At 72.6% G+C, this 20,022-nt stretch carries 15 protein-coding genes; 4 read left to right on the top strand and 11 right to left on the bottom strand.

Translation table 11 applies throughout. The features are described from left to right. Window positions 1–3: 3 nt before the first annotated feature. Genes CLV40_RS18320 through CLV40_RS18330 form a run of 3 tightly spaced genes read right to left on the bottom strand, consistent with a single transcriptional unit; the run spans window position 4 to window position 5,361 of the window. Window positions 4–678 carry a DNA alkylation repair protein gene (locus CLV40_RS18320; protein ID WP_104480281.1) on the bottom strand — a complete coding sequence of 225 codons (675 nt, stop codon included), beginning with the start codon at window positions 676–678 and terminating at the stop codon, window positions 4–6. Then, window positions 678–3,530, bottom strand: coding sequence for a tetratricopeptide repeat protein (locus CLV40_RS18325; RefSeq protein WP_104480153.1), 2,853 nt, complete (start codon window positions 3,528–3,530; stop codon window positions 678–680). The genes CLV40_RS18320 and CLV40_RS18325 overlap by 1 nt, the downstream gene beginning before the upstream one ends. A 34-nt stretch (window positions 3,531–3,564) precedes the next feature. Then, complete coding sequence (locus tag CLV40_RS18330; RefSeq protein WP_104480154.1) at window positions 3,565–5,361, bottom strand: HSP90 family protein; 1,797 nt, start codon at window positions 5,359–5,361, stop codon at window positions 3,565–3,567. Window positions 5,362–5,680: 319 nt separating this feature from the next. Between CLV40_RS18330 and pheS the strand changes: the two genes are divergently transcribed. The 3 genes from pheS (at window position 5,681) to CLV40_RS18345 (ending at window position 9,596) form a co-directional block, all read left to right on the top strand. Next, on the top strand, window positions 5,681–6,748 hold the full coding sequence (gene pheS, locus CLV40_RS18335) for a phenylalanine--tRNA ligase subunit alpha (protein ID WP_104480155.1): 1,068 nt from the start codon (window positions 5,681–5,683) through the stop codon (window positions 6,746–6,748). Beyond that, window positions 6,748–9,258 (top strand): phenylalanine--tRNA ligase subunit beta, encoded by a 2,511-nt coding sequence (pheT, locus tag CLV40_RS18340; RefSeq protein ID WP_104480156.1) that lies wholly within the window; start codon window positions 6,748–6,750, stop codon window positions 9,256–9,258. Before pheS ends, pheT begins: the two co-directional genes overlap by 1 nt. 104 nt (window positions 9,259–9,362) lie before the next feature. Next, the gene (locus CLV40_RS18345; RefSeq protein WP_104480157.1) at window positions 9,363–9,596 is read left to right on the top strand and encodes a hypothetical protein; all 234 of its coding nucleotides are present in this window, start codon (window positions 9,363–9,365) and stop codon (window positions 9,594–9,596) included. Window positions 9,597–9,822: 226 nt separating this feature from the next. Here CLV40_RS18345 and CLV40_RS18350 read toward each other — a convergent pair whose 3' ends face one another. The 6 genes from CLV40_RS18350 to infC form a co-directional block, all read right to left on the bottom strand. Further along, window positions 9,823–11,448 (bottom strand): alpha/beta hydrolase, encoded by a 1,626-nt coding sequence (locus CLV40_RS18350; protein ID WP_104480158.1) that lies wholly within the window; start codon window positions 11,446–11,448, stop codon window positions 9,823–9,825. Between the two features lie 164 nt (window positions 11,449–11,612). Further along, window positions 11,613–12,929 (bottom strand): Rv3212 family protein, encoded by a 1,317-nt coding sequence (locus tag CLV40_RS18355; protein WP_374065070.1) that lies wholly within the window; start codon window positions 12,927–12,929, stop codon window positions 11,613–11,615. Between the two features lie 916 nt (window positions 12,930–13,845). Then, entirely contained in the window at window positions 13,846–14,643 is a 798-nt protein-coding gene (locus tag CLV40_RS18360) for a TrmH family RNA methyltransferase (protein ID WP_374065071.1), read from the bottom strand. Between the two features lie 23 nt (window positions 14,644–14,666). After that, a complete protein-coding gene (rplT, locus tag CLV40_RS18365) occupies window positions 14,667–15,044 on the bottom strand; it encodes a 50S ribosomal protein L20 (RefSeq protein WP_104480160.1) in 378 nt (125 codons plus the stop codon). A gap of 84 nt (window positions 15,045–15,128) precedes the next feature. Next, complete coding sequence (gene rpmI, locus CLV40_RS18370) at window positions 15,129–15,323, bottom strand: 50S ribosomal protein L35 (RefSeq protein ID WP_104480161.1); 195 nt, start codon at window positions 15,321–15,323, stop codon at window positions 15,129–15,131. A gap of 96 nt (window positions 15,324–15,419) precedes the next feature. Further along, window positions 15,420–16,076, bottom strand: coding sequence for a translation initiation factor IF-3 (infC, locus tag CLV40_RS18375; RefSeq protein ID WP_245931365.1), 657 nt, complete (start codon window positions 16,074–16,076; stop codon window positions 15,420–15,422). A 330-nt stretch (window positions 16,077–16,406) separates the two neighbouring features. Here infC and CLV40_RS18380 point away from each other — a divergent pair, with 330 nt between their 5' ends. After that, the gene (locus tag CLV40_RS18380; RefSeq protein ID WP_245931380.1) at window positions 16,407–16,715 is read left to right on the top strand and encodes a DUF1844 domain-containing protein; all 309 of its coding nucleotides are present in this window, start codon (window positions 16,407–16,409) and stop codon (window positions 16,713–16,715) included. A gap of 982 nt (window positions 16,716–17,697) precedes the next feature. Here CLV40_RS18380 and CLV40_RS18390 read toward each other — a convergent pair. Both CLV40_RS18390 and CLV40_RS18395 read right to left on the bottom strand, forming a co-directional pair. Then, window positions 17,698–18,363, bottom strand: a complete 666-nt coding sequence (locus tag CLV40_RS18390; protein ID WP_104480283.1) for a response regulator — start codon at window positions 18,361–18,363, stop codon at window positions 17,698–17,700. 25 nt (window positions 18,364–18,388) lie between these two features. Then, the gene (locus CLV40_RS18395) at window positions 18,389–19,933 is read right to left on the bottom strand and encodes a sensor histidine kinase (RefSeq protein ID WP_104480165.1); all 1,545 of its coding nucleotides are present in this window, start codon (window positions 19,931–19,933) and stop codon (window positions 18,389–18,391) included. Window positions 19,934–20,022: the final 89 nt, after the last annotated feature.

Genomic DNA, 20,022 nt, shown 5'->3' on the forward strand with positions numbered 1-20,022 from the left:
CACCTAGCCCAGGTGCTTCAGCGCTTCCCGCCGCGACAGCGGCGACAACCCCGGGTGGCTGTCCACGAAGTGCGTCACCCACCCCGGGTCGACCCGCGCGTACTGCCGCAGCGCCCACCCGATCCCCTTGCGCAGGAAGAAGTCCTTGTCGTCCTCATTGGACTCGATCGCATGCGCCAGCAGGTCCAGGTCCGTCTCCCCCTTCGCGGGCAACTGGCAGATCACCGAAACCCGCCGCTTCCACCGATCCGCGTCGGTGGCCCACGCGTACATCTCCGGCGTCACCACGTCCCGATGACTCAACAGCAACGCCCCGACCTGTCGACTCGCCAGCTCGTCCACGTGGTCCCACCACGCCCCCGTCACCACGAACTCCTCGAACAGCGGCAACATGTCCACATCCCGCCACCGCCCGAACACCCGGTGCGCCAACAGGTCCGTGGCCGCGTACCGCTCCTCCCGGAACTCCGCCTCCCGCCACAACTCCCCCACCGCCGAGATCCACTCCGCCCGATCCGCGGGCGCGTGGGCGGCGAACACCGGCTTCAGCGCCAACTCCCGAACCGGCTTCGGCACCCCCCGGAACGGCATGTCCGACTTCATGTACCGCTGCATCTCGGGCGCCCGCCGCGAATCCGCCGCCGCCTTCAACGCCGCGCGCACCGCCGGGACCAGCATCACGACACCCGCCGGGTCAGCGACCGCACCAACGGGTCCGCCTCGACCGACTTGTCCTGCTCCGTCAACGCCCGCACCAGCGTCCCCAGCACCCCGCCCACGATGTCCTCATTGGACTCGTCCGACAGCAGCGCCGCCGCCCGCCGCGCGTCCGACTCCGCACCGGCCGCGTCGCCCAGGTCCAGCCGGATCAGCGCGGCACGGCCCGCGAGGAACACGTGCCAGTCCACGTTCCCCACGCGGACCGCGAGTTCCTCCGCCGCCGCGTTCGCCGCCAGTGCCTCCGCGTACCGCTCGTGCTGGGCCAGCACCGCGGCGCGGAACCCCACCACGTCGGCCAGCAGTTCCAGCGCCCCCGGCAGTTCCTCGTCGACGACCAGGTCGCGAGCCCGGTCCAGGGCGGCCAACCCGGCCTCCGGGTCGTCCAGGCCGACCGTGTGCGCGAGCCGCACCAGCGACTCGGCGGCCTCCACCGGCTGGTCCACCGCCAGCCACTCGGCGCTGGCCCGGCGGAACGCGTCCGCCGCGCCCGGGTCGCCCTCGTGCAGCCCGCACTCGCCGAGCTGGTGGGAGACGAAGGCGCGCATCCGCCGCTCGTCCTCGGGGCAGTCGGCCAACACGGCGGTGAAGTGCTCGGCGGCGGTCGCGTGCTCGCCGATCCCCCGGCACGCCACCCCCAGCTGGTACCGGACCCGCCGCAGCAGGTCGGCGCGGTCCACCGGGCACAGCCGCAGCGCCTCCTCCAGCGTCTCGGCGGCCTCCAGGTGCCGACCGGCGTCGAGGTAGCCGGTGGACAGGTTCAGGTACGCGCGCACGACCGCGGCCCGGTGGAACCACGCCCGCGCGGCGGCGAGCGCGTCGAGCGCCACACCCAGGTGCTGGGCCAGCAGGTCGGCGTGGTCGAGCACGGCGGTGTACTGCGACAGCATCCGCGCCGCCCACGGCCCCGGGTACGGCCGCACGTACGCGATCAGCTCGTCGAACCGGTCGATCGCGTCCGGGATCCGCCCCCCGGCCCCGAGCAGCCGGGCCCGGTTGCTCATCAGCATCATCGTCGGCCCCTCGGGCCACGACTCCCCCAGCAGCTCCTCGACGATCCGCAGCGCCTCGTCGAACTCGCCGCGCATGGCCAGCACCGACGCGGCGGCGTTGCCGACCGTGCCGCGCAGGTGCGGCGCGCCGTCCTCGACCGCCGCCGCGGCCGCCGCGACCAGGCGCTGCGCCTCGTCCAGGTCGCCGGGCAGGGCCGCGTTGGCCGCGCTCAGGTTGGCGTACACCACCGACTCCGCCCGGCGCGCCACCGCGAACGCCAGCGCCAGGTGCGCGTGGGCCAGGTCGGGGTCGTCGGCCGAGTCGGCCATGTCCGCGATGTCGGCGTGCAGCCGCGCCAGCGCCTCCGGGTCGTCGAGCGCGGTGATCGGCTCGACGAGGGCCAGCAGCTCCGCGGCCGTCTCGCGGGCGGTCGCACCGGGCCGCAGCTTCGCCCGCCACGTCGCCACCCGGGCCGCCAGGCCCGCGGGCAGCTCGACCTCGGCGGGCAGGGACGCCAGCAGCGCGGCGCCGGTCAGCAGCCGCTCACCGTCGAACGCCGCGCAGATCGCCTCGGCGGTCGCCACCGGGTCCGCGGGCGGCTCGGCCTCGACGGACTCCCTCGGCGGCTCCACCGGCACCGCCACCAGCACCGGGCCCACGTCGGCGAGCCCCAGCGTCCGCGCGACCCGGCGGCTCACCGCGTCCGTCCCGTTGCGACGGTCGAACGCCGCCGCCGTCGTCCGCGCCCGACCCTCGCAATAGGACCGCAGCTCCTCGCCGTCGAGCGCCCGACCGTCCACTGTGAACGCCTGGCCCGCGCGGTCCGGCACCCGGCTCAGCAGCAGCGCCGCGGCGGCCGCGAACTCCTGCAGCACCCGGGGGCTCGGCGGGTCGGTGAGCACGTCGAGGTTGTCCGCCAGGATCTCCAGCCCGCGCGCCTCGTTGCCCGTCACCGCGCAGAAGCTCAGGTGCCGGTGCAGCGCCGACCGGCTCTGCGGGGTCCCGCGCACCACCCGGTACGCGACCAGGTGCGCCCGCGCGGCGTCGTCGAGCCGACCGGTCGCCAGGTACGCCTCGATCAGCGAGGTCAGCACCCCGTGCGGCTGCTCGGCGCAGTCCGACGGCTCGTCCAGCACGCGCTGCCCCGCCGCGATGGCCTCCTCGAACCGGCCCCGCGACACGAAGTACCCGACCTGGCTGTCGACCACGCACGCCGGGCAGTCGCTCATCTCGTCCGGCTCGGCGGCCCGCCACGCCGCGAAGTGCGTGTCCGCGGCGGCGGTGTCGCCGATGTGGTGGGCCAGCGCGCGGCGCTTGTCGTGCACGGGGTGCGGCGAGTAGCCGTGCAGCCGGTACCGCTGCTCCAGCTGGTCGACCAGCGCGCCGATCTGCGCCAGGGTGAACCGCGGGTCGCCGATCAGCCCCGTCGGCAGCCACTTGTGCATCCAGGTGAACTGGTGCACCGCCCAGTCGTCGAACGCCTCCGGGTGGCGCTGCTCGGCGCCGCGCAGCCAGGCGAACGGGGTCAGCATCAGGTCGTAGCGGCGCACCTCGCGGTAGGCGTTGATCAGGATCAACCGGCCCACGACGCCCATGCCCGGGTCCCCCGACGCGTCCGCCGCGCGCACCGCCCGCTCCAGCGCCTCGCACTTGGCGGTCCCCGCGGGCAGCTCGTCGGCCTCGTGCAGCAGCGCGGTCAGCCGGTCGCGGTCGGCGAGCCGGTGGTCGCGGCCGACCGGGTCGTGGTCACCGTGCGCACCGCGGTCATGGTCGTCGTGGCCATGGCCGTAGTGGTCGTGCCGGTGGATCTCGTCGGCCACGCGGGTCCCCCTTAGGTCGTCTCAACCGGTCGTCTCAACGCCCGATGGCGCGGTCGAGCAGGTCCAGGAACGAGCCGGTGAGCGCGGCGGTGTCCTTGGGCCGCAGCGGCCGGTGCGACTGCAGCAGCGCGTTGACGTACAGCGCGCGCACCGCCGACTCCAGCAGCGCGTCGTCGCGCACCTCGGCCAGCCGGGCCACCAGCGCGTTGCGGGTGTTGAGCACCAGCCGCCCGGCGGCGCCCGAGCCGTCGTCGACCAGCTGCCCCAGCAGGTCGCTCCACAGCGGGTCGGCGGTGTCGCGCAGCTGCGCGGCGTCCTGGCGGCGCGCGCCCTCGGCGTCGACGATGAGCAGCGCGGGCAGCGACACCGGGTCGAACTCGCGGAGCGTGGCCTCGCAGTCGTGCTCGGCCAGCACCGCCTTGCCGACGGCCAGTGCGCGGGCGAGGGCCACCTCGGTGTCGTCGTCCGGCCTGCCCAGCGCGGCCAGCAGCTCGCGCGGCTCGACCCGGCGCGCGGTGTCCGGGCCGTCGCGCTCGGCGAGCCTGCGCAGCAGGTCGGTGTCGTAGGCGTAGCCCGCGTTCACCAGCCCGATGTCCTGGGCCGCGGCGACCGGCGCGAGCTGGCGGAACTCGTCGACGTCCGGGGTGAACAGCACGGTGGGGTGGCTGCGGCGGAACTGGCGCAGCGGCAGCACGCCGCGGGTGGTCTCGTACGGCAGCCACCGCTCAGCCAGGCCGAGCAGCTCGTCGTCGACCAGGGCCAGCGACTTGATGCCCATGTGGTGCGCGGCCAGCAGCGCCCCCGCCCGCTCCGGCTCGGCCGCGGCCAACCGCACCAGCCAGTCGCGCACGTGCCCGCCCAGCGCCTCCCGCACGGCCAGCAGCGTCTCGTCCTCGTAGAGCGCCTCCCGGCTCGCGGTCGGCCGCAGCGCGGAGGTGTCGACCACGCACCGGACGAAATACGCCCAGTCGGGGAGCAGTCCCTCGATCGAGGTACCCACCAGCATCCGCTTGAGATACACGCGGTGCGCCTGCCGCGCACCGGGATGGGCCCCGGCGGGCAGCACGAACGCCACCCCGGTCAGCCCGACCGCGCCGAACTCCAGCGGCAGCGCGTCGAACGGCTCGAACCCGAACGTCTCCCGGCCGTACTCCAGCAACCGCAGCCGGTGGTCGGCGGCGCCCTCCCCCGGCACCCGGTCCCACGGCGGGCCGTCCCCGGTGACCGCGCGGGCGCCGTCCGCGCCGACCACCCGGACCAGGTACGGCAGCAGCGACCCGTACTCGGCGGCCAGCGGCGCCACCGCGGCGAACTCGGCCCAGTGGTCGCAGTCCCGGCGCGGCCGCAGCACCAGCGTGGTGCCGACCTCGGCGCGCGCCGAGTCGTCGACCTCCACCGTGTAGGTGCCGTCGTTGCGACCCACCCAGCGCACCGCCGGGCCGCCCGCCGCCGACCGGCTCACCAACCGGACCTCGTCGGCCACCAGGAAGCAGGACAGCAGGCCGACGCCGAACTGGCCGAGGAAGTCGCGCCTGGCGAAACCCAGCTCGTCGCGTTTGGACGTCCCGCCGAGCGTGGACAGCAGCGTGTGCACCTCGGCCTCGGCCAGGCCGACCCCGGTGTCGCGGACCCGCAGCGTGCCGTCGCCGGTGTGCTCGGGGCACTCGATGGTGATCTCGGCCGGGGCACCCGGGTCGCGCAGCCGCCGCGCGGTGACCGCGTCCACCGAGTTCTGCAGCAGCTCCCGCACGTACACCCGGGGGCTGCTGTACAGGTGGTGGCTCAGCAGGTCGATGACGCCGCGGAGGTTGACGCCGAAAGTCTGAGCCAAGGTCGGACCTCTGGGATGCCGTAGTGGGAGCGCTGGGGTGTTTTCGAGCACCGGGCGGCGCGCGGCGCGCCGCCTGCGGGCCTGGGGCGCCCCGGGTGCCCGCCGAGCCCAGCTCACAGTACAGGCGTCCGGTGACCTCGGCCCGGCCTTCACCCGCCCGCGCGATCGGCGACGGCCACCCGGGGGAACGACCGGTGTCACCCCACGGCGCAACTCGGTGTCGGGCCCTCCGGGCGATCACCTAGGATCGACCCTGCTCACCCGCCCCGCCGGGTGCGCGCCTGTCCGCAGAAGGACCCCGGGGAGCTGTCCACAAACCATGTCCGGAGCCAACGACTCGTACGACCCCAAGGAGGTCGCGGCGCTCGCGCCGGACATCCTCCAGGCCGCCGTCGAGAAGGCCCGCGAGGAGTTCTCCTCCGCCGCCGACCTCGACGCGCTCGCCGCGGTCAAGCCCGCCCACTTCGGCGACCGGTCGCCGCTGTCGCTGGCCCGCCGGGAGATCGGCGCGCTGCCGCCGCAGGCGCGCTCCGAGGCGGGCAAGCGGGTCAACGAGGCCCAGGCCGGGGTCAAGGCCGCCTTCGACGAGAGGCGCGCGCAGCTGCAGGTCGAGCGCGACGAGCGGGTGCTGCGCGAGGAGGGCGTCGACGTCACCCTCCCGTGGGACCGCGCCCCGCGCGGCGCCCGGCACCCGATCACCCAGCTCGGTGAGCGGATCGCCGACGTGTTCGTGGCCATGGGCTACGAGGTCGCCGAGGGCCCCGAGCTGGAAGCCGAGTGGTTCAACTTCGACGCGCTGAACTTCAAGAAGGACCACCCGGCGCGCACGATGCAGGACACCTTCTACGTGGCGCCCGCGGGCTCCGGGTCGGTGCTGCGCACGCACACCTCGCCCGTGCAGGCCAGGGTGCTGCTCGACCGCGAACCGCCGGTCTACGTCGTGTGCCCGGGGCGGACCTTCCGCACCGACGAGCTCGACGCCACGCACACCCCGGTGTTCCACCAGGTGGAGGGCCTCGCCGTCGACAAGGGCCTGACCATGGCCCACCTCAAGGGCACCCTGGACGCGTTCGTCAAGGCGATGTTCGGCGCGGACGCGCACGTGCGGCTGCGCCCGTCGTTCTTCCCGTTCACCGAGCCCTCCGCGGAACTGGACGTCTGGTTCCCGGCGAAGAAGGGCGGCCCCGGCTGGGTCGAGTGGGGCGGCTGCGGCATGGTCAACCCGAACGTGCTGCGCGCGTGCGGCGTCGACCCCGAGGTCTACTCGGGCTTCGCCTTCGGCGTCGGCGTCGAGCGGGCGCTGCAGTTCCGCAACGGCATCCCCGACATGCGCGACATGGTCGAGGGCGATGTCCGGTTCACCCTTCCCTTCGGCACGGAGGCGTAGTGCGGATCCCCGTCAGGTGGTTGGTCCAACAGCTCGAACTCACCGAGGAGCACCGGGTCCTCACCCCCGAGGCGATCGCCGACGCGTTCGTCAAGGTCGGCCTCGAGGTCGAGGACGTGCACCCGCTCGGCCCGGTCACCGGCCCGCTGGTGATCGCCCGGGTCGCCGAGATCGAGGAACTGACCGAGTTCAAGAAGCCGATCCGGTACTGCACGGTCGAGATCGGCGAGCCCGAGGAGGACGGCGAGCCCGCCGAGACCACCCAGGTCGTCTGCGGCGCCACCAACTTCGTCGAGGGCGACCTGGTCGTGGTCGCGCTCCCCGGCGCCGTGCTGCCCGGCGACTTCACCATCGCCGCGCGCAAGACCTACGGCCGGGTCAGCAACGGCATGATCTGCTCGGCCCGCGAACTGGGGCTGGGCGACGAGCACGCGGGCATCCTGGTGCTGCCCAGCGACGACGACGTGGCCCCCGGCGACGACGCGATCGACCTGCTCGGCCTCACCGACTCGGTGATCGAGCTGGCGGTCACCCCCGACCGCGGCTACTGCCTGTCCATGCGCGGCCTGGCCCGCGAGCTGGCGTGCGCGCTGGACCTGGGCTACGTCGACCCGGCCGCCATCGAGGTGCCCGCGGCCGAGGGCAAGGCCGCCGCGGTCACCGTCGAGGCCGACACCGGCTGCACCCGCTTCGCCATGCGCCGGGTGACCGGGGTCGACCCGACCGCGCCGACGCCGTGGCACATCCGCCGCACGCTGATGCTGGCGGGCATCCGGTCCATCTCGCTGGCCGTGGACGTCACGAACTTCGTGATGCTCGAGCTCGGCCAGCCGATGCACGCCTATGACACCTCGCGGCTGCGCGGCGGCATCACCGTGCGCCGCGCCCGCGCGGGCGAGAAGCTGCTCACCCTCGACGGCACCGAGCGCGCGCTGGTCGCCGACGACGTGGTCGTGGCCGACGAGTCCGGTCCGATCGGGCTGGGCGGGGTCATGGGCGGGGACCACACCGAGGTCCGCCCGGAGACCACCGACATCCTGCTCGAGGCGGCGATCTGGGACCCGGCGAACACCGCCCGCACGGTCCGCAGGCAGAAGCTGCCCAGCGAGGCGTCGCGGCGCTACGAACGGGTCGTGGACCCGGCGCTGCCGCCCGCCGCGCTGGAGCGCGCGGCCCGGCTGCTGCGCCAGTACGGCGAGGCCCGGATCCTGCCCGGCCGCACCGACGAGGGCAGCCCCACGGCGCCCGCGCCGGTCGTCATGGCGATGGACCTGCCCGACCGGGTGGCGGGCGTCCGCTACGCGCGCGGCGTGACCGCGGGCAGGCTCCAGCAGATCGGCTGCCGGGTCGAGGTCGGCGCGGCCGAGGACGGCACCCCCGAGGTCACCGCGTACCCGCCGAGCTGGCGCGCCGACCTGGCGCAGCCCGCCGACCTGGTCGAGGAGGTCCTGCGGCTGCAGGGCTACGACACCATCCCGTCGGAGCTGCCCAAAGCCCCGGCCGGGCGCGGCCTGACCGGCGCCCAGCGCCGCCGCCGCGCCGTGTCGCGGACGCTGGCGGAGCACGGGTACGTCGAGGTCCTGCCGTTCCCGTTCGTGTCCCCCACCGTGTGGGACGCCTTCGGCCTGCCCGCCGACGACGTGCGCCGCACCACCCTGTCGGTGCTCAACCCGCTCGAGTCCGACCGCCACGCCCTGGCGACGACTCTGCTCCCCGGCCTGCTGGACGCGGTGACCCGCAACGTGTCCCGCGGCGCCCGCGACATCGCGCTGTTCCACATCGGACAGGTCGTGCTGCCCCGGGCCCAGTCCGTGCCGATGCCCGACCCGGGCGCCGACCAGCGGCCGACCGACGAGGAGCTCGCCCTGCTCCGCGAAGCCGTCCCGGCCCAGCCGGTGCACGTCGCGGTGGTGCTGGCGGGCACCCACCGCCGCGCGGGCTGGTGGGGCCCGGGCGAGCAGGCGAACTGGGCCGACGCGGTCCAGGCGGCCCGCGCGGTCGCCGAGGCCGCGGGCGTCGAGCTGACCGTCGAGGCGGACACCCTCGCCCCGTGGCACCCCGGCCGCTGCGCCCGCCTCAGCGTCGGCGGGTTCCCCGTGGGGCACGCGGGCGAGCTGCACCCGAAGGTCGTCGAGGCCCTGGGCCTGCCCAAGCGCACCTGCGCGATGGAACTGGACCTGGACCTGCTGCCCCTGGTCGAGCGCAAGCCGATCCCGGCGGTGTCCCCGTACCCGCCGGTCCTGCTCGACGTGGCCCTCGTCGTCGACAACGACGTCCCAGCCGCCGACCTGACCTCCACCCTCCGCACGGGCGGCGGAGACCTCCTGGAAGACCTCCGCCTCTTCGACGTCTTCACGGGCGAGCAGGTAGGCGACGGCAAGCGCTCGCTGGCGTACTCCCTGCGCTTCCGCGCCCCGGACCGCACGCTGACGGTCGAGGAGGCCACGGCCGCCCGCGACACCGCGGTCGCCGCCGCCACCGAACGCCACGGCGCCGCCCTGCGCGGCTGAGAGCACAACGCGCGAAGGGGCGGGTCCGTTGTGGACCCGCCACTTCGCCGTACCGGGCGCCGCTCCGCCGGGCACCCGGACGGCGGGCACGGCAGCATGAGGGAGTGCACTCCACCCTGCCCACCGAGACGATCACCCGCTGGCGCGCCGACGCCATCGTGCTGTTCGACTGGCTGATGAGCACCGACCTCAACACCGTCCCGATCACCCACCCCGCCCAGAAGCAGGCCCTGGCCGACCTGCTGACCCGGACGGAGGTGGACGTGGACGTCCTCGACGTCACGCGGGAGGAAATCGACGCCGCCCAAGCGGAAGTGGCACACGACATGGGCTGGTGACTCAGCCCCCACGAAGCCGCTTCACCATGGCTGCGGGACCGGCTCCCGGCAGTCCAGTCGGCCAGATCGCGTTCGTCGGAGCAGGCGCACCCCAACCGGCGGCTGTGCCTCAGGGCAGGTGGATCTCGAACGCACGGGACAGACCCACCCGCCACAGCGGCAACCCACCCGGAGACGAAACCGGGGGTGCGGGCCGCAGCCCACACCCCCGGTCCACGGGAGAGAACTAGCCCCGTGCGCCGATGATCAGCTTCTGCAGGTCCGCGCGGGTGATGTCGCCACCGGCGACCGCCGCGCGCTGCTTCGCCGCCGCGGCCGGGTTCGGCTGCGGCACCGGGTCGCACTGGGCGTCCGAGTGCCTACCGGGCTTGCGCGCCGGGAGGGCGCCCGTGGCCAGGTAGTCGGCGATCTTGTCGTCGGTGCACACCACGCCGTTGAGGGAACCGGAGTGGGTGGTGCCGTTGACGCCCTCGATGAGGACCGACTTCGGGAACCGGCTGCGCAGCTCCAGGCTGCCCTCGTACGGGGTCGCCGCGTCCAGGGTCTCGCCGATCAGCAGGATCGGCGGCGCCTTGGACCCGTCCACCGGCACCGGCTTGCCCGCCTTCGCGCCCCAGGTGAGGCACGGGGCGTTGAACCAGGCGTTGCCCCAGGTCTCGAACGGGGCGCGCAGGAAGGTCAGCCAGTTGTCCACCTGCCACCGCGACCACTGGGTCGGCCACTGCACGTCGGTGCACTGGGTCGCCAGGTACATCGCGAAGCTGTTGTCCGAGCCGGGGCCCTGGCCGTTGGAGGCGTCGTACAGGTCCTTGAGGCCCTGCCAGTCGCCGTCGTGGATCCAGGCGGAGAACGCGTTGGCGACGTCCTCCCAGCCGAACACGTAGTACCCGGCCTGCAGGAAGATGTCGGTCCACTCGTCCGGGCCGATCACCCCGCCCGCGGGCTTCTTCAGGAACTTCGCCTGCTCGCGGTAGAACAGGGCCTCCACGTCACGGCCCTTGGTGCCGAGGTGGTAGACGCTGTCGTTCTTGGCGATCCAGTCGAAGTAGACCTTGATGTTGCGGTCGAAGGCGACGTCCTGGTCCAGGTTGGCCTGGTACCACACCTTGCGGGCGTCGACGTTGCCGTCGAGCACCATGCGGCGCACCCGGTCCGGGTACAGCGTGGCGTACACCTGGCCGAGGTAGGTGCCGTAGGAGAAGCCGTAGTAGTTCAGCTTGTCCTGGCCCAGGGCCTTGCGCAGCACGTCCACGTCGTTGACCGTGTCGGTGGTCTTGACGTGGTCGAGCAGCTCGCCGCCCGCCTTGTCGCAGGCCGCCGCGTAGCCCTTCGACCGGTCCAGCCAGGTCTTCTCCAGCTGCTTGCTCACCGGCACGTAGAACGGCCGGTTGTACGAGAAGTAGGAGCCGTCGCAGGCCAGCGAGGGGACGCTGGAGCCGACGCCGCGCGGGTCGAAGCCGATCCAGTCGTAGGCCTGGCCCGCGCCGTTGGGCACGAACTCGCCGAGCACCGACAGGGTCAGGCCGGAGCCGCCGGGGCCGCCCGGGTTGGTGACCATGATGCCCTGGTACTTGTCCGGGGTGACCTTGGCCTTGATCCGCGAGACGGCCAGCTTGATCTTCGTCCCGGCCGGCTTGGCGTAGTCGAGCGGGACCTCGAGGAACCCGCACTCGGCGCCGCGCCGCGCCAGGCCCGGGCTGGCGCACGTGCCCCACGCGATCGGCGCCGGGTCGTAGTTCACCTGGTTGGGCGCGGGCTTGGGCTGGCTCGGCGCCGCCTGGGCCGAGGGCACCAGGACCGCGCCGCCCACCACGAAGCCCGCCGCGGCGAGCGCCGCCACGATTTTCTTCACATTGCCCCTTTTCGTCACGCTTTGTCCGGAAACGGGTGTCGTTCGCGGACCGGTCGATGCTGCCCCGAAACCGTCCGCATGGGAATAGCGACAGGCGGTTTTTTGCGTTCGTGAAAGCGATCGAGGCGGATACGAGCGGTGACGAAACGGTTGTCGTAGCCCGTTCAGCGCAAAGCGACCAACGTGGACCCGCGCTGTTCCAACACGATCGGACCAATGGTCGACATCGCGACCGGTCCCGTGTGGTCACCGCGGTCGACCGGGAAGCGACCGCCGACGGCACCGCTGACCGGGTCCACCACGGCCAACTCGCCCGCCCGGGGCACCAACAACCGACCCGCGAACTCCACCCCCGCGCCGAGCGCGCCCTCGACCCTCCACAGCGGACGGAGATCGTCGCGGGACAGGGCGACGGTGACCGTGCCGGTGTGCCAGTAGAACGCGCTGCCACCGAGGAACCCCGACACCACGCGCCCCGGCGGGTCGGCGCGCAACTCGCCGTCCGGCACCTGGACCGGGTACTCGCCCACCTGCTGCCCCGCCTGGTCGAACACGACGACGCGGGCGGGGTCCGGCAGGGCGATCGCGATGTGGCTGTCGGTCATCGCGACGAGCCGCGCGGACGGCCCGGTCAACAGCGAGAAGACCTCTTCGACCTCGTCCGGATCCTTGCCGGGGGCGGTCTGCACGCGGTAGACGGTCAACCGGTCGCCCGCCTCGCCGGGGCACCGCTCGATGACACCGGCCCGCCCACCCCACAGCCCCATCGAGCCGTAGGCGCACCCCTTGCGCAGGTTGGGCCGCGACCACACGATCGTCGGCCGGGTGCCGTAGTAGGAGGCGGTGACCAGGTCGGACCGCATGTTGATCACGAAACGAGCACCGGTGGAGGTGACATGGTCGCCGTCCCCGAACAGCCGCGTGCCGAACTCGGAGTCGAGGTGGCGAGCGGCCGCGCGCGCACCGGTGCCCCCGTCGAGGGAGGTGGCCTCGCTGCACCCGCCACCGACGCGGGAGTCGCCCGCGGGGAGCAAACCACCATCGGTGCCGTAGAGCGCGATGACGTTGCGCGGCACCTCGAGTCGTTGCGGCGGGACGGTGTCGATCGGGGCAACGGTGCAGAGGGTCAGGTCGCGGGCGTAGCGCCACCGGACGTCACCGGTGCGGGGATCACGGCCCTGCACCTCGTTGCCGCCCGCGGTCACCACGGTCGGCCCGGTCACCGCGGGCACGGGCGTGGCCGGGCTCTCCGCCCGCCAGACCTCCCCCAGACTCAACGGAAACTCGACCGGAGCAGCGGGAGTGAGCGGCGCACCGGGCGCGGTTTCGGAGGTGGTCGCGCGGAGGTCGCTGGTGCGCCAGGTGACCACGGCCCAGACGATCAACAGGGCCGAAAGGACACCCAGAAGGACCCAATCCCGCGTCCGGTTGAACGACCGCCGCCCCACGCCCTGACCGCTGTCCCCACCGCGCTCATCCACACCGGCAGCTTACCGATCTTGAACGTCCCACCCCGGGCAACTGGGAATGGGAAAGCACGACCGCACCCCATCCGCCCCACCGCCACGCCTCCCGCGACTTGGCAGTCCACAGCATCTTGTCGGCGCCACCGAACCACACTTCTCGCGGCCCCGCTCAAGCCTCAAACGCCCCGTCCGCACTCGTGATTGCCCGCACTACTCGCCGTCCGTGGCCGGAGGTCGCCGCACCGCTCGCCTCATCAACCACGGCCACCCGAACCAGCTCGACCTCGTCCAACACCCAACCGCCCGCGACCTCGAACCAGCGGCCACCCCACCTTGCCCCGGGCGCTCGTCACCTCAGCCGAACCCACCACGCAACGGTCCTCCCCCGCGCAGCCCAGCCCGTACCCAAAGATCACCTCTTCCAGGAGGCAACCCCAAGTCCCACAAGCATTGACTCTGGCTGCCCAACATCAGGCCCAAGCCACGATCGCGGCATTAGGAAGCTCATCAACCACCTCAACCACCTCGGTCTGGTCGAACACCTATCTGGCCCACAGCCCCAACCAGCGTGTCCCACTCCACTCACGCTCTGCTGCTTTTCAACGCAGACGCAGGCCGCCCACCAGCCCCGCCCACACCCCAAAGATCATTTCTTCAAGAACCCCGACCGCCCCAAGCACAGCCCCCACCCCCTCCACCGGGGGAGGGGCAGCCCTGCTCCAGGATATCGGCGGAGGAGCAGCTGGAACCGGGGTGCGATTTCCTGTGGACGAAAACGGCGCATGTGGACAAGCGATCGGCAGCGAAGTACCAGGTCAGCGGTCCAAGCCAGTATGGCTGTGGACAAACGCCACCCGATCGGGGCGCGATGAGCCGGATACTGAAGGGTGGCGGAGAGAGGTCGACGCGGAACCTGGTGACCGCGGGGAAGTCAGCGGTGGGCGCGGGCGCTCGTGTACAGGCAGACGGCGGCGGCGGTGGCCAGGTTGAGGCTTTCCGCGGCGCCGTAGAGGGGGACCTTGACCACGTCGTCCACTGAGGACAGAACAGACTCGTCCAGGCCGTGGGCCTCGCTGCCGAAAACCCACGCCGTGGGGACGGCCAGGCTGCCCGAGTCGATCGCGGCGTCGAGGTCGTGCGAGGCGTGGCCGTCCGCGGCCACCAAGCGCAAACCGGCGGCGCGGCAAGCCGAAAAGACCTCGGACACGTCACGCGAGCGGGCCAGCGGCAAGTGGAAAACGCTGCCGGTGGAAGCCCGCACGCACTTGCCGTTGTGCGGATCCACCGTGTCGCCCGCGAAGAGGACCGCCCCGGCACCGGCCGCGTCGGCGACCCGGGTGACGGTGCCCGCGTTCCCCGGGTCGGAGACGCCGACCAAGACGGCGACGAGCGGAGGACGGGCGGCGAGCGCGTCGGCCAACGACCGGTCGACGAGGTCGCACACCGCGACGAGGCCCTGGGGGGTCACCGTTTCCGAGAGGCCGTCGGCGGCCTTGTCGGTCACTGTGGACACCAGCACGCCGAGCGAATCCGCGCGGTCCAGGAGGTCCGGGTTGCGCGCGGCGGCGGTCTCGGTCACGAACAGCTCGTGCACCACACCGTGCGCCAACGCCTCGCGGACGGCTTGGGCGCCTTCGGCCAGGAAACGGCCGGCTTTGTCGCGGCCCGCGCGGCGGGTCAGGTGCCGAGCGGCGACGACCCGGGGTGTGCGTTCGGTGAACGGCAGCACCCCGGGTCGCGGGAGACGCGTGCTCAGGAAGCGGCCTTGCCCTGGGTCCCGGCGTTGGTCCGGGCCAGCTCGACCAGCGCGGTGAACGCGGTCGGGTCGCTCACCGCGAGCTCGGCGAGGATCTTGCGGTCCACCTCGACGCCGGCCACCCGCAGGCCCTCGATGAAGCGGTTGTAGCTCATGCCGTTCTGCCGGGCCGCGGCGTTGATCCGCTGGATCCACAGCTTCCGGAAGTCACCCTTGCGGGCACGACGGTCCCGGTAGGCGTAGTTGAGCGAGTGGAGCACCTGCTCCTTGGCCTTGCGGTACAACCGCGAGCGCTGGCCGCGGTAGCCGCTGGCGAGCTCCAGGGTCGTGCGGCGCTTCTTTTGGGCGTTGACCGCCCGCTTGACGCGTGCCACGGGTCCGTCCTGTCCGATCTAGTGGGCGCGCGGCGGCGCGCCCGGGTGGTCAAGGGTGGGGAAAAGCCCCGATGGGCCGGAGGGTCAGCGGCCGAGCAGCCGGTTGAGCCTGCGCACGTCCGGCTTGGCGACCTCTTCGGTGCCAGACAGGCGGCGGGTCACGACGCTCGACTTCTTCTCCAGCTTGTGGCGCAGACCCGCCTGCTGGCGACGAAGCTTGCCCTTGCCGGTGATCCGCACGCGCTTGGCGGTACCGGAGTGGGTCTTCATCTTCGGCATTGTTCGATCCTCAGTCTTCGTGCCGCCCGGCGCGCTCTTGGCGGGCGCGCGGGCGGCCTTCGGGGGTGTGCTGGCCGGGAGGGTTCCCGGCCCCGGTCACTCCTCGGTGGAGATCTCGTCCGTGGAGCTCTCGCTCGGTTCGTCGGAGTCCGCGCTCGCCTGGGTCGGCTTCGGCTTGGGCTTCACGTTCTTGTGCGGCGCCAGCACCATGATCATGTTCCGGCCGTCCTGCTTGGCCGAGGACTCCACGAAGCCGAGCTCCTCCACGTCCTCGGCGAGCCGCTGCAGCAGCCGGAAGCCCAGTTCGGGGCGGGACTGCTCGCGGCCACGGAACATGATCGTGACCTTGACCTTGTTCCCGTGTTCGAGGAAGCGCACGACGTTGCGCTTCTTGGTCTCGTAGTCATGGGAGTCGATCTTCGGCCGGAGCTTCTGCTCCTTGATGACGGTGAGAACCTGGTTCCGCCGGGACTCGCGGGCCTTCTGCGCGCTCTCGTACTTGAACTTCCCGAAGTCCATGAGCTTGCAGACGGGCGGGCGGGCCTGGGGCGCGACCTCGACGAGATCAAGATCCGCTTCCTGCGCGAGTCGGAGCGCGTCCTCGATGCGGACGATGCCGACCTGCTCGCCGTTGGGGCCGACGAGTCGGACCTCCGGCACGCGGATGCGGTCGTTGATGCGTGTCTCCGTGCTGATGGGGCCTCCTTGGTCCGGGTTGCGATCCCCCACCCTGGCGGGTGGGCGTTGCCACACGTCGTCATCGTCGCGACGTGCGCGGCTCGTGAGGTCCCCAAGAACTGCGTCGAGCCCCGAGTGCCGTGGCACACCGGGGCCCGCTTCCGACCGATTACCCGACGACGGACGTCGAGAGACCACGGCGCCCAGGGCGAGCCTGGTCGGCCGTGGCAACCGGACCCGGCCGCCTGAGCGGTGGCGCGGGTGGGAGCGGGGGCTCCACTTTGCCGCCCCCGCGCTAACGGGGGCTGGTCGCACGTGCAAGGGTAGCAGACCGTGAACGACGCCACCGCCGAGCCCGGCCCCGCCACCCCCGATGACGACGCGCACCGGGACAACGCGCGCGACCTGGTCGACATTCCCAGTGTCGAGGTCATCAGCCGAGCGGCGGTCATGCTGATGTCCGCCGCCGCCGAGCGCCTCGGCTTCGCCGACCCCGACCCGGACACCAGCCCCCACCGCGACCTGGACGAGGCCCGGCGGTTGATCACCGCGCTGGCGGGGTTGGTGACGGCGTCGGTGGAGTACCTGGGGCCGCACGCGGCGCCGATCCGGGACGGGTTGCAGTCGTTGCAGAAGGCGTTCCGGGAGACGTCGGCGTTTCCGGATGAGCCCGGGCAGGGGCCTGGGGAGAAGTTCACCGGGCCGGTTTACTGAGTCGGTTCAGTGGGCTGTTGGTCGGTTGGGTGGTGCGGGTTCTGGTCGTGGCCAGGCCCGCACTGCTTGGTTGGGGCTCGGTGGTTGTGCTGTCGTTGGGGGATATCGGCTGATCGCTGGAGCGGGTTTGGCGTTATGGCCGCGGGAGCGGGTTCGCTTGTGGGTGCTTTCGTGACCCAGGAATGACTTCCGCCCGCGTCGTCCAGGGCGCCGCGCCGCCGACGGCCTCGCTTCGGTCACCTCGACAACCCATCCACCTTGATCACCTCACCTTGCTCCGACTTGGCCCGCGTCTGCCTCTCGGCTCTCGCCCTACCTCATTTCTCTTGCCCTGGCTCTTACCCCAATGCGTCTCTCGCCTCCACCTCTGGCCCTGCATCCGGGCCCCACGTCCCCACCTCCCCGCTCCCCGTCCCAACTCCCCGTCCCCACCTCCCCGTCCCACCTCCGCATCCCAACTCCCTGTCCCAACCCGCGTCTCAACTGCGCGTCACCGCTCCGCATCCCGACCCGCATCTCAGCTCCGCCCCAACCACACCCCCGCCTCCCAGTCCCACTCCCGGCCTGCCTCCCAGCCACGCACGGTGTCCCTCGTCCTCGTTTTGCTTTCAACCACCCCCGCCCCTTGCGGTCACCTCCTTCGATCTGGCCTTCAAACCAATATCTAGATAGCTGAATGCTTATACGAATACCCGAGAGAATGGCGCGCGGTGCCCGCTATCCACATGTCCTCGACTTATCCACAGCCCCGAGCTACGTCCTTGTAGCCTCTGAGCAGCGCCGATAGGGTCGGATCAAGGGCCTGCCCCCGGGCGGGAGGGGTCTGTGCGTGGCGGCTCGGGCGGTGTAGCAGCGGGCGGCGGAGAAAGGGGCGGACGAGCAGGCGGGCAGCGGGCAGCGGGCAGCGGGCAGCGGGCAGCGGGCAGCGGGCAGCGGGCAGCGGGCAGCGGGCAGCGGGCAGCGGGCAGCGGAAGAGCGTGGCTCAGGGGCCGGCGCGGCGGTACCAGACCTCCGGTCGACCGACCGCGCCGTAGCGGGGTTGGCGGGAGGCCAGGCCGTTGTCCGCAAGGTGTTCGAGGTAGCGGCGGGCGGTCACCCGGGAAACGCCCACTTCGGTTGCCGTGGCGGTGGCGGAGAGGCCGTCGGGGTGGGCGGCGAGGACGGTGGCTACCGATTCCAGGGTTTGGGTGCTCATGCCCTTGGGCAGCGCGCCGGCGCGGAGTGAGCCGAAGGCCGCGTCAACCGCCACCTGGTCGGTCTCCCCCGTCCCACCCACCCGGGCCCGGAAGCGCGCGTACCCCTGAAGTTTGTCCCGCAGCGCGGCGAAGGTGAACGGCTTGATCAGGTACTGCACCACCCCCGCCGACACCGCGGCCCGCACCACCGCCAAGTCTCGGGCCGAGGTGACCGCGATGACGTCGGCCGTGTGGCCCGCCGAGCGGATCGAGCGGAGCAGGGCGAGGCCGTGGGTGTCCGGTAGGTAGAGGTCCAGCAGCACCAGGTCGACGGGCGCGCTTTCCAGGAACCGCAGGGCTTCGCGGCCGGAGCGGGCTACGCCCGCGACCGCGAAGCCCGGTACGCGGGTCACGTGTCTGCGGTGGGCCTCGGCGGCCACCGGGTTGTCCTCGACCACCAGCGTCCTGATCACGGGCATAGCCAACACGGTGTGGTCGTCACCTCGTCACCGGCAGTCGGACGGTGAAGACCGTGCCCTCGCCGTGGGTCACTTCGACGACGCCGCCCGCGCGCCGCACGGCCTGGCCGACCAGCGCCAGGCCCAGGCCACGGCCGTCCGCCTTGGTGGACCAGCCGCGGCGGAAGGCTTCCGGGGGTAGGCCCGGGCCGCTGTCGGCGACGCGGAGCACGACTTCGCGCGGGGTGCCGCCGGTGGAGACCCGGACTTCCGGGCGGCGGTCGCGGGCTCCGTCCACGGCGGCGTCGACGGCGTTGTCGATCAGGTTTCCCAGGATCGTCACGAGTTCCCGCGCGGCGACGGGGACCGCGGCGAAGTCGACCGAGTCCGGGGTGATCACCAGGTCGACCCCGCGTTCGGCCGCGTCCGCCGCCTTGCCCAGCAGCAGGGCCGCGACGACCGGTTCCGACACCGCCGACACGACCTGGTCCGTCAGGCGTTGGGCGACGGCCAGTTCCTCCGTCGCGAACTCGACCGCCTCGGCCGGGCGGCCCATCTCGACCAGGGACACCACGGTGTGCAGGCGGTTGGCGGCCTCGTGGGCCTGGGCGCGGAGGGACTCGGCGAAGCCGCGCATGGTGTTCAGCTCGCCGGTCAGGGCTTGCAGGTCGGTTCGGTCGCGGATCGTGACGACCGTGCCTTGTTCGTGGACCTTCGTCGAGTTGACGACGAGCACGCGGGTCTCGGTCAGGTGTAGTTCGTCGCGCATCTCCGTGCCCGACAGCAGGCGCTCGACCAGGCTCTCCGGCAGGCCGAGCCGGTCGACGCGGGTGCCGTCGGCGGCCGGCGGCAGGTCGAGGAGCACGCGCCCGCCGTCGTTGCACAGCGTGACCCGGCCGCGCTGGTCGATGAGCACCAGGCCCTCGCGGACCGCGTGCAGGATCGCCTCGTGGTGGCCGAGCACCCGGCTCAGCTCCCCCGGCGCCATGCCGCCGGTCTGCCTGCGCAGCCGCCGCGCGACCAGCGCCGCGCCCAGGCCGCCGAGCAGCAGCGCGACGCCCGCCGCGCCGAAGAGCCACAGCACCCGATCGCCCACGCGCTGGCTGATCGTCGCGAGCGTCACCCCGGCGCTGACCAGGGCGACCACCCGGGGGCCGTCGAAGACCGGGACCACCGCGCGCACGGACGGGCCGAGGGTGCCGGTGTAGGTCTCGGTGAACGCGCGCCCGGCCAGCGCCTCGGCGGTGTTGCCGAGGAAGCGGCCGCCGATCATCGCCGGGTTGGGGTGGGTGTACCGGGTGCCCGCGGTGTCCATGATCGTGACGAAGTCGATGCCGGTGTCGGCCCGCAGCCGCTCGGTGTAGGGCTGCAGCACCGCGGTCGGGTCGGGCCCGGTCACCGCGGCCACCACGGACGGCGCGTCGGCGACGGCGCGGGCGAGCACGGTGGCGTCGGCCGCGGTCGCCGCCTCCGTCCGCTCGGTGACGTCCACCCAGGCCAGCGCCGCGCCCGCGGCGACCAGCACCCCGACGATGACGACCTGCAGCACCAGCAGCTGCCGCGCCACACTCCACCGCCCGCGCACCGCACCCCTCCCCGCGACCGCTATGAACGCAACCGTGACCGGCGCCACACCCCCCGGGATGGTAGGGCCACCCGAGTTCCGGGAGGCCA

It is taken from the genome of Actinokineospora auranticolor (assembly GCF_002934265.1).
Classification (GTDB): Bacteria; Actinomycetota; Actinomycetes; order Mycobacteriales; family Pseudonocardiaceae; genus Actinokineospora; species Actinokineospora auranticolor.

What these genes read in the sequence shown, in the direction of transcription:
- CLV40_RS18320 (WP_104480281.1), bottom strand. Translation starts at nt 678, where the DNA reads ATGCTGGTCCCGGCGGTGCGCGCGGCGTTGAAGGCGGCGGCGGATTCG.
- pheS (WP_104480155.1), top strand. Translation starts at nt 5,681, where the DNA reads ATGTCCGGAGCCAACGACTCGTACGACCCCAAGGAGGTCGCGGCGCTC.
- rpmI (WP_104480161.1), bottom strand. Translation starts at nt 15,323, where the DNA reads ATGCCGAAGATGAAGACCCACTCCGGTACCGCCAAGCGCGTGCGGATC.